This is a genomic window from Streptomyces sp. SID14436 (assembly GCF_010548465.1).
Classification (GTDB): domain Bacteria; phylum Actinomycetota; class Actinomycetes; order Streptomycetales; family Streptomycetaceae; genus Streptomyces.
In genome coordinates, this window is sequence record NZ_JAAGMD010000810.1 from 1 (window position 1) to 8,743 (window position 8,743).

Genomic DNA, 8,743 nt, shown 5'->3' on the forward strand with positions numbered 1-8,743 from the left:
CCCCGCGCGAAGCGGGCGGCCAGCTGCCGCCGGGCCAGGTCGTAGGGGTCCTCGCCGCGCAGCCGGTCCCAGGCGGCGTACGTGTGGGCCAGCGCATGGGTCAGCAGGCGCCGCGCGCGGGGGTTGTCGTCGGGGTCCTCGGCGGTGAGCAGCGTGGCGGCGTGCAGCAGCCGCCCGGCCGCGCCCGCGACGAACGCCGCGAACTCGCGGTCCCGGCGTACGCCCTGGAGCACGTGCCGTTCTCGCACCGCGCCTCCCGCACGACCCGGAGAGCCGGTCCCGGCCGCGTACGGCCTTCGGCGGGCGCGTACGACGGGGACCCGCTCTCATCATCGGTCCAGGGCACGCCCCGCGGTCAAGGGCCGCGCACCCCCCCGATGCCCGGACGGCCGGGTGCCGGGCGCGCTCAGGACGCGGACGGGCTCTCCGGGCCGGTCACGCCGTGCGCGGACATCCGCGCGGACAGCGCGCCGTTGAACCGGGTGAGGAGGGAGCAGAACGCCTCCCGCTCCTCCGGCTCCCAGTCCTCGGTCAGCTCGGCCATCAACTGCCGCCGGGACGAGCGCACTTCCTCCAGCCGGGCCTGTCCGCGCGGCGACAGCTGCAGCACCACCGCGCGGCCGTCGTCGGGGTGCGAGGTGCGCTTGACCAGCCCGGTGTCCACCAGCGGCGCCACCTGCCGGGTGACCGTGGAGGAGTCGATGCCCATGCTCGCGGCGAGCGCCTTCACCCCCATCGGGCCCTCTTTGTCCAGCCGGTTGAGCAGCAGGTACGCGGCACGGTCCATGGAGTTGCGGACCTGGCCCACCCCGCCGAGCCGGGTCTGTTCGGCACGGCGTGCGAACAACGCCACCTCGTGCTGCAACGTGTCGAGAAGACCGGTGTCCGCGCCGGTCGGGACGTCCATCGACATTTCAGGTGATGTGGCCATGGCCGGGCGCTCGCTTCGTGGAGGGCTGCTCATATTGGAAGGACAGGTTACGCGGCCGGGGCCCGCGCCGTACCGGTGCCGGGCAAAGCGGAGTCCGCCCATCGGGCGGGCCGCCCGCCGCGGGCCGCGAACTGCGATGCTGGAACCATGAACCACGGCACGGCCGGCTCCCTGCGGGCCGTCACCCTCGACGACGTGCGCGGCGCCCGGAAGATGCTCTCCGGGGTGTCCCGGACGACCGCGCTGGAGAGCAGCCGGTACCTGTCGCAGGCGGTGGGCGCCCCGGTGCACCTGAAGTGCGAGAACCTCCAGCGGACCGGTTCGTTCAAACTGCGCGGCGCCTACGTGCGGATCGCCGGGCTGCTGCCCGAGGAGCGGGCCGCCGGCGTCGTCGCCGCCAGCGCCGGGAACCATGCCCAGGGGGTCGCGCTGGCGTCCTCCCTGCTCGGGGTCCGCTCGACGGTGTTCATGCCCAAGGGCGCCCCGCTGCCGAAGGTCAGCGCCACCCGCGACTACGGCGCCGAGGTGCGCCTGCACGGCCAGGTGGTCGACGAGACGCTGGACGCCGCCATGGAGTACGCGCAGCGCACGGGCGCGGTGTTCATCCACCCCTTCGACCATCCCGACATCATCGCCGGGCAGGGCACCGTGGGGCTGGAGATCCTGGAACAGTGCCCGGAGGTCCGCACGGTCGTCGTCGGTGTGGGCGGGGGCGGGCTGATCGCGGGGATCGCGGTCGCCGTGAAGGCGTACCGGCCGGACGTGCGGATCATCGGCGTGCAGGCGGAGGGGTCGGCGTCGTATCCGCCGTCGCTGGCGGCGGGGCACCCGGTGGCGGTGCGCGCGCCGGTCACGATGGCCGACGGCATCAAGGTGGGCCGGCCCGGGGAGGTGCCGTTCGGGATCGTGGCCGAGCTGGTCGACGAGGTCCGCACCGTCACCGAGGACGAGCTGTCCGCCGGGCTGTTGCTGTGCCTGGAGCGGGCGAAGCTGGTGGTGGAACCGGCCGGGGCGAGTCCGGTCGCGGCCCTGCTGAGCCGCCCGGGTGCCTTCGAGGGGCCGGTCGTCGCGGTGCTGTCCGGCGGGAACGTCGACCCGGTGCTGATGGAGCGGGTGCTGCGGCACGGGATGGCCGCGCAGGGCCGCTACCTGGCCGTACGGCTGCGGCTTCCGGACCGGCCGGGCGCCCTCGCGGCACTTCTGCGGGCGTTGTCAGTGGTGGACGCTAACGTCCTCGACGTGAGCCATGTACGGACCGATCCACGGCTGGGGCTCACGGAGGTGGAGGTCGAACTGCACCTGGAGACGAAGGGCCCGGAGCACTGCGCCGAGGTCGGCCGGGCCCTGCGCGAGGCCGGTTACACGATCATCGGCTGAGCCCCGACGCTCATCGGGCACCCCCTCGGTCACTCGTCCGGGTTATTCCGTTGAGAGACGCGATACATCGCGTTATGGTGTGTCTCACGTTCCCGGTTCCGGACCGCGCGCCGCGAAAAAAATACCCGGCAGAAGAAAACGCACAAATCTAGGCTTCTCGAAGAACCCCGACGACGTGGAGACTCATATGCCAGGCGCCATCCATGCCGAAGGTCTGGTGAAGACCTTCGGAGACGTCAAGGCGCTGGACGGCGTCGACCTCGATGTTCCCGAGGGCACCGTCCTGGGCCTGCTCGGACCCAACGGCGCGGGCAAGACGACAACCGTCCGCTGCCTCACCACCTTGCTGCGGCCCGACCGCGGCTCGGCGCTCGTCGCCGGCATCGACGTGCTCAAGCACCCCGACGCCGTGCGCCGTTCCATCGGCCTGTCCGGCCAGTTCGCGGCGGTCGACGAGTACCTGACCGGCCGCGAGAACCTGCAGATGGTCGGGCAGCTCTACCAGATGAAGGCCAAGGCGGCGAAGGCGCGCGCGGACGAACTGCTGGAGCAGTTCAACCTCGCGGACGCCGCCGACCGCACCACCAAGACCTACTCCGGCGGCATGCGCCGCCGCCTCGACCTCGCCGCCGCCCTGGTCGTCTCGCCGCCCGTGATGTTCATGGACGAACCCACCACCGGCCTCGACCCGCGCAACCGGCAGCAGCTGTGGGAGGTCATCAAGCAGCTCGTCTCCGGCGGGACGACGCTGCTCCTCACCACCCAGTACCTGGAGGAGGCCGACCACCTCGCGCACGACATCGCGGTGGTCGACCACGGCCGGGTCATCGCCCAGGGCACCTCCGACCAGCTCAAGGCCCGCACCGGCGGCGAGCGCGTCGAGGTCGTGGTGCACGAGCGCGAACACCTCACGACCGCCTCCGAGATCCTGCGCGGCTTCGGCAAGGGGGAGACCACCGTCGAGGAGCACATGCGCAAGCTGACCGTCCCGGTCACCGGCGGCGCCAAGCTGCTCGCCGAGGTGATCCGCGAGCTCGACGCCCGGGGCATCGAGATCGACGACATCGGCCTGCGCCGTCCCACCCTCGACGACGTCTTCATCTCCCTCACCGGACACGCGGCTGAGCGCACCGGGGACAACGGCAACGGCGGCACCGGGGACGCCGGTGACCCGCGTCAGCAGAAGGAGACCGCGAAGTGAGTGCCGTCAGCGACGCCGTGCGGACCAGCACGGCACCGGGAAACCCGATCGGCCAGTCGGTCCGGGACTCCCTGATCGTCGCCAAGCGCAACCTGATCCGCATGGCCCGCATCCCCGAGATGGTCCTGTTCGGGATCATCCAGCCGGTGATGTTCGTCGTGCTGTTCACGTACGTCTTCGGCGGCTCGATGAAGATCGGCAACACCACCGACCCCAACGTGTACAAGAACTTCTTGATGGCCGGCATCTTCGCCCAGACCGTCACGTTCGCCACCGCGGGTTCGGGCGCCGGCATCGCGGACGACATGCAGAAGGGGCTCATCGACCGCTTCCGCTCGCTGCCGATGGCCCGGGGCGCGGTCCTGACCGGCCGCACGGTCGCCGACCTCGTGCAGACGTCGATCACCCTGCTCGTGCTGGCGGTCGTCGCCCTGATCGTGGGCTGGCGCCCCGGCTCGGCGGAGCCGACCAACCTCGGCAAGGTCCTGGCCGGCTTCGGCCTGCTGCTCCTGCTGGGATACGCCTTCACCTGGATCGGCGCTCTGATCGGCCTGTCCGTGCGCACCGCCGAGGCGGCGACCTCCGGGGGGATCATCTGGCTGTTCCCGGTGACGTTCATCTCGAACGCCTTCGTGGACGCCGGTCAGATGACGCCCTGGCTGCGGCACATCGCCGAGTGGAACCCCTTCAGCGCCACCGTGCAGGCCTGCCGCGAACTCTTCGGCAATCCCGGCGTCTCCACCTCGGACGCCTGGCCCATGCAGCACCCGGTGTGGGCGTCGCTGATCTACTCGGTCCTGATCATCGTCGTCTTCAGAACGCTGGCGGTGCGCAAGTACCGGTCGGCCGCGGCATGACGAAGCCCCCGGCCCCGCGCGTGCGGCGCGGAAGGCCGGGGGCCCGTCGGAGCCTGGTGCCGGCGGGAGGTCTCAGCCGTCGTAGGGCTCGGCCTTGAGGATCGTCACCGAGGCCATCTTGCCGTTCGGCAGCTCGTACTGGACGTCCTCGCCGACCTTGTGGCCCATCACGCCGGAGCCCAACGGGGACTGCGGCGAGTAGGTCTCCACGTCGGCGCTCGCGTACTCCCGCGAGGCGAGCAGGAAGGTCAGCGTGTCGTCCTCGTCGCCGTCGAAGGCGATGGTCACGACCATGCCGGGCGCCACCGTGCCGTCGGCGACGGGCGGCTCGCCCACCTGGGCGTTCTCGAGGAGCTGGGTGAGCTGGCGCACGCGGAGCTCCTGCTTGCCCTGCTCCTCCTTGGCCGCGTGGTACCCGCCGTTCTCGCGCAGGTCGCCCTCCTCACGCGCGGCGGCGATCTTCGCAGCGATCTCCGAGCGCGCGGGACCAGTAAGGTACGCAAGCTCGTCCTTGAGCTTGTTGTACGCCTCCTGGGTCAGCCAGGTGACGTTCTCGCTGGTCTGGGTCACTGGTGCTCCTCGTAGGACTGGGAATACAAAGCATCGCCCTCCCCCGAAGGATGTTCCTCCACGGATGGGCGAAACCACGAGCCTAACAATTTCGGGCAGGAAGGGGGAGGACATAAGCCACCGGACTCATGTCGCCGCAGCTCAGCGCCTACGTTTCGGCGCCGGCGTCAGTCGGCGTGGCAGCCGATCAGCTCGGCGGAGATGGCCTTGCCGGTGGTGCGGAGGGTGACGACCTCGTCGATGCGGGTCTCGTCCCCGTCGAAGCGGAAGTCGGCCCGGCCGACCTCGGCGCGGGTGGCGTCCACGGACCGCACGGTGCAGTAGCCGTCGGTCCCGGCGTTCTTGTGGACCTCCAGGTGCACGCGCACCGAGTTCTCGCCGGCGTCGAAGCTGATGACTTCGCCGCTGATCTCGTTCTTGACCACGTAGTGGTAGCCGAACCAGCCGAGCAGCCCCAGCATCACCACCCCCAGCACCGCCCCGATGATCTTGAGCATCCGGTCGGCACGCTGGTCCGAGGAACGGCCGTAGCGGCCCTCGGGCGGTCGCGTGCTCGCCGTCGTCATGATCGTCTCCTCGGCAGGAAGGGGGACCCGGGTCCCGTGGGAGGCCCGGAACGGAGCCCCGGAATTATTCGCCCCCCGATTCGGTCACTATAGAAGCCCGAGACTGCGCCGACGCACACAGGGCGCCGACCGACTGAGGATTTGAGTCTTGACTGACCAGTTGCGACTGATGGCCGTGCACGCCCACCCCGACGACGAGTCGAGCAAGGGCGCGGCCACCATGGCGAAGTACGTGTCCGAGGGGGTGGACGTGCTGGTGGTGACCTGCACGGGCGGGGAGCGCGGCTCCATCCTCAATCCGAAGCTCCAGGGCGACGCGTACATCGAGGAGCACATCCACGAGGTGCGCAAGAAGGAGATGGACGAGGCCCGCGAGATCCTCGGGGTGAAGCAGGAGTGGCTGGGCTTCGTCGACTCCGGGCTGCCCGAGGGCGACCCGCTGCCGCCGCTGCCCGAGGGCTGCTTCGCCCTGGAGGACGTCGACCGCGCGGCCGGCGAGCTGGTGCGGAAGATCCGCTCCTTCCGCCCCCAGGTGATCACCACCTATGACGAGAACGGCGGCTACCCGCACCCCGACCACATCATGACGCACAAGATCACCATGGTGGCGTTCGAGGGCGCGGCGGACACCGGGAAGTACCCGGAGGCGGAGTTCGGGCCCGCCTGGCAGCCGCTGAAGGTGTACTACAACCAGGGCTTCAACCGTCCCCGCACCCAGGCGCTGCACGACGCCCTGCTGGAGCGCGGACTGGAGTCGCCCTACGGGGACTGGCTCAAGCGGTGGGCGGAGTCCGAGCGCACGGAGCGCACGCTCACCACGCACATCCCGTGCGCCGACTTCTTCGAGATCCGCGACAAGGCGCTGATCGCGCACGCCACGCAGATCGACCCCGACGGCGGCTGGTTCCGGGTGCCGATGGAGATCCAGAAGGAGGTCTGGCCCACCGAGGAGTACGAGCTCGCCAAGTCCCTCGTGGACACCTCCCTCCCCGAGGACGACCTCTTCGCAGGCATCCGGGACAATGGCTGACATGAGCGCGAGTGCAAGCCTGGCATTGACGCACCTGGTCCCCCTGGCCGAGGAATTCGACAAGAACAAGGTCACCCCCGGCGTCCTCGGTTTCATCGTCTTCGCGGCGATGGCCCTGGCGGTGTGGGCCCTGATGAAGTCGATGAACCGGCACATGAACCGGGTGGACTTCACCGAGGCCCCCGAGCCGGGCGCCGAGGCCGAGCCGACGGCCTCCGGCGCCACCAAGGACAAGAAGGGCTGAACCGTCAGGCCCGCACCCCCGGGATCTCCGCCCGCCGGAGCGCCCGGGGGTCCGCCCGCCTGCCCGTGCCCGCCGCCCGGCCCGGCGTGAGCCGTCGGCCGGCGCCCGGCACGGCCCGCCCGCCGCGGCACGCACCGCCCCCGCGCCCCGGCGCCCTGCCGCCTACGGCGTCGACGCGACCCGCACCCCCATGACCTCGCGGGCATGGCGGTGGGGGACCATGCCGAGACGCCATGCCTGCCACCCCGCCTCCAGGGTGACGCCGCGTTCCAGCAGGAGCTGGAACGCCTCCACGTAGTCGTCCAGCTTCTCGTCGCGCAGCGGATGTCCCGCACGGCCGAGCAGGGCCAGCTCCTCCTGGGCCACCGCCGTGCCGACCTCCGTGCCGCCGGGGGCCGCGTACGGCAGCAGCGTGCAGCGCAGGAAGCGCGCCCAGTCCTCACCGCGCCGGTCCCCGTAGGAGGCGAACAGCGCCACCGCCTCGTCGCACAGCGCCAGCGCCTGCTGCGTGCGGGCGTTGCCCGCGTCGACGACGGCCAGCTCCAGGCAGGTCCACGCCTCCCCGTGCGCCACACCGATGCGCTGGAAGTCCGCGCGGGCGTCCACCAGCAGCTGCCGGGCGAACCCCGAGTTGCGCAGTGAGCCGGTCTGCGCGGCGCGCTGGTCGCGGGTGACCCGCGCCGAGTGGTGCCGGGCACAGGCCAGGCCGTAGACGTCCCGGATCCGGGAGAACATCGTGCGGGAGCGTTCCAGCTCCCGCACCGCCCGGTCCAGGCTGCCGGTCTCCTCCAGCGCCTGCCCGAGGTAGTAGAGGGTCCACGCCTCACCGCGCGCGTCCTCGTTGTCCCGGTGCCGGGCCGCCGCCCGGCGCAGCTCCTCCGCCGCCGGGGACGCGTCCCCCGCCACCAGCCGGGCCCGGGCCAGCTGGGTCAGCGCCCACGCCTCGCCGCGGCCGTCGCGCGTGCGGCCGTACAGTTCCAGGGCCGTGCGCAGCTCGCTCTCCGCCCGCGGCACGTCGCCCATCCGCAGGTGCAGCTGGCCCAGCTGGAAGTGCGCCCACGCCTGGCCGTGCACGGACTCGCCCGCCCGGTGCAGCACCAGCGACTCGGTCAGCAGGCCGAGGGCCTCGGACAGCCGGGCCCGGTCACGTTCGACCGCCGCCAGCGCGTGCATCGTCCACGCCCGGTCCGTGGCCAGCTCCGGCGCCGCCTGCAGGTCGAGCGACTCACGCAGCTTCGCCGCCGCCTCCGTCAGGTTGCCCTGGTGGTGCAGCGTGATCCCGAGCGAGGTCAGCGCCCGGGCCGCGCCCGCCGCGTGCTGCGCCTCCCGGTAGAGGTCCACCACGGACGTCAGCGTGGCGCGGGCCTTGTCCAGCTCGCCCAGCTGCCGGGCCGCGATCCCGGTGCGCCACTGCACCGACCGCACCAGCAGCCCCTCGTCCACCGCCTGCGCCAGCTCACTGATCTCGCCGAGCCGGTACAGGTCACCGCGCAGCAGGCAGTAGTCGCACAGCGCGCCCAGCAGGTTCAGCACCGCCGCCCGGTCCACGCCGTCGGCGTGCCGCAGGGCCGCCGTGATGAAGCTGGACTCGTCGTCGAGCCAGCGCAGCGCCTCCTCCAGCGAGGTGAAGCCGTACGAACCGAAGCGGTCCGAGCGCGTCGACATGTTGCCGTCGACCAGCCGCAGCACCGAGTCGGCGAGCTCGGCGTAGTTCACGATCAGCCGCTCCTGCGCCGCCGACCGCTCCGCCGGGTCCTCCTCGTCGAGCAGCCGGGCCTGCGCGAAGGACCGCACCGAGCCGTGCAGCCGGTACCGGCCCGGGCGTACCGGGCTGATCAGGCCGGCCTGTGCCAGAGCCCGGAGGTGCCGGGTCGCCTCGGACTCGTCGGTGGCCAGCAGCGCGGCGGCGGCCGCCGCGCCCAGCGAGGCCCGGCCGGCCAGCGCCAGCCGGCGCAGCAGCCGCCGTA

Annotated in this window: 9 protein-coding genes and 1 pseudogene; 5 read left to right on the top strand and 5 right to left on the bottom strand. The window is 71.7% G+C overall.

The window, feature by feature from the left end; all coding sequences use genetic code 11:
* Together G3I53_RS29755 and G3I53_RS29760 are read right to left on the bottom strand one after the other, a co-directional pair.
* Positions 1-248 (bottom strand): annotated as a pseudogene (locus G3I53_RS29755) (RNA polymerase subunit sigma-70); the annotation flags it as partial.
* A gap of 158 nt (positions 249-406) precedes the next feature.
* The gene (locus G3I53_RS29760; protein ID WP_203592305.1) at positions 407-913 is read right to left on the bottom strand and encodes a MarR family transcriptional regulator; all 507 of its coding nucleotides are present in this window, start codon (positions 911-913) and stop codon (positions 407-409) included.
* 165 nt (positions 914-1,078) lie between these two features.
* Here G3I53_RS29760 and ilvA point away from each other — a divergent pair, with 165 nt between their 5' ends.
* The 3 genes from ilvA to G3I53_RS29775 all read left to right on the top strand — a co-directional run bounded on the left by ilvA (position 1,079) and on the right by G3I53_RS29775 (position 4,366).
* Entirely contained in the window at positions 1,079-2,308 is a 1,230-nt protein-coding gene (gene ilvA, locus G3I53_RS29765; protein WP_164337234.1) for a threonine ammonia-lyase, read from the top strand.
* A 187-nt stretch (positions 2,309-2,495) separates the two neighbouring features.
* Positions 2,496-3,509, top strand: a complete 1,014-nt coding sequence (locus G3I53_RS29770) for an ATP-binding cassette domain-containing protein (protein ID WP_164337235.1) — start codon at positions 2,496-2,498, stop codon at positions 3,507-3,509.
* Positions 3,506-4,366, top strand: coding sequence for an ABC transporter permease (locus G3I53_RS29775; RefSeq protein ID WP_164337236.1), 861 nt, complete (start codon positions 3,506-3,508; stop codon positions 4,364-4,366). The genes G3I53_RS29770 and G3I53_RS29775 overlap by 4 nt, the downstream gene beginning before the upstream one ends.
* A 72-nt stretch (positions 4,367-4,438) precedes the next feature.
* Here G3I53_RS29775 and greA read toward each other — a convergent pair whose 3' ends face one another.
* Together greA and G3I53_RS29785 are read right to left on the bottom strand one after the other, a co-directional pair.
* A complete protein-coding gene (gene greA / locus G3I53_RS29780) occupies positions 4,439-4,936 on the bottom strand; it encodes a transcription elongation factor GreA (protein WP_164337237.1) in 498 nt (165 codons plus the stop codon).
* Positions 4,937-5,103: 167 nt separating this feature from the next.
* A complete protein-coding gene (locus G3I53_RS29785; protein WP_164337238.1) occupies positions 5,104-5,502 on the bottom strand; it encodes a DUF4307 domain-containing protein in 399 nt (132 codons plus the stop codon).
* A 148-nt stretch (positions 5,503-5,650) separates the two neighbouring features.
* Between G3I53_RS29785 and mca the strand changes: the two genes are divergently transcribed.
* Together mca and G3I53_RS29795 are read left to right on the top strand one after the other, a co-directional pair.
* A complete protein-coding gene (gene mca / locus G3I53_RS29790; RefSeq protein ID WP_164337239.1) occupies positions 5,651-6,532 on the top strand; it encodes a mycothiol conjugate amidase Mca in 882 nt (293 codons plus the stop codon).
* Positions 6,525-6,776, top strand: coding sequence for a hypothetical protein (locus G3I53_RS29795; protein ID WP_164337240.1), 252 nt, complete (start codon positions 6,525-6,527; stop codon positions 6,774-6,776). Before mca ends, G3I53_RS29795 begins: the two co-directional genes overlap by 8 nt.
* A gap of 162 nt (positions 6,777-6,938) precedes the next feature.
* On the opposite strand, the gene G3I53_RS29800 is transcribed toward G3I53_RS29795, so the two are convergent.
* A partial coding sequence (locus G3I53_RS29800) for a tetratricopeptide repeat protein (protein ID WP_164438955.1) occupies positions 6,939-8,743 on the bottom strand: 1,805 nt, incomplete at its 5' end.

Excerpts from the sequence above, each read along its gene's own strand:
- G3I53_RS29795 (WP_164337240.1), top strand. The coding sequence starts at position 6,525 with ATGGCTGACATGAGCGCGAGTGCAAGCCTGGCATTGACGCACCTGGTC.
- G3I53_RS29760 (WP_203592305.1), bottom strand. The coding sequence starts at position 913 with ATGTCGATGGACGTCCCGACCGGCGCGGACACCGGTCTTCTCGACACG.
- G3I53_RS29785 (WP_164337238.1), bottom strand. The coding sequence starts at position 5,502 with ATGACGACGGCGAGCACGCGACCGCCCGAGGGCCGCTACGGCCGTTCC.
- G3I53_RS29770 (WP_164337235.1), top strand. The coding sequence starts at position 2,496 with ATGCCAGGCGCCATCCATGCCGAAGGTCTGGTGAAGACCTTCGGAGAC.
- ilvA (WP_164337234.1), top strand. The coding sequence starts at position 1,079 with ATGAACCACGGCACGGCCGGCTCCCTGCGGGCCGTCACCCTCGACGAC.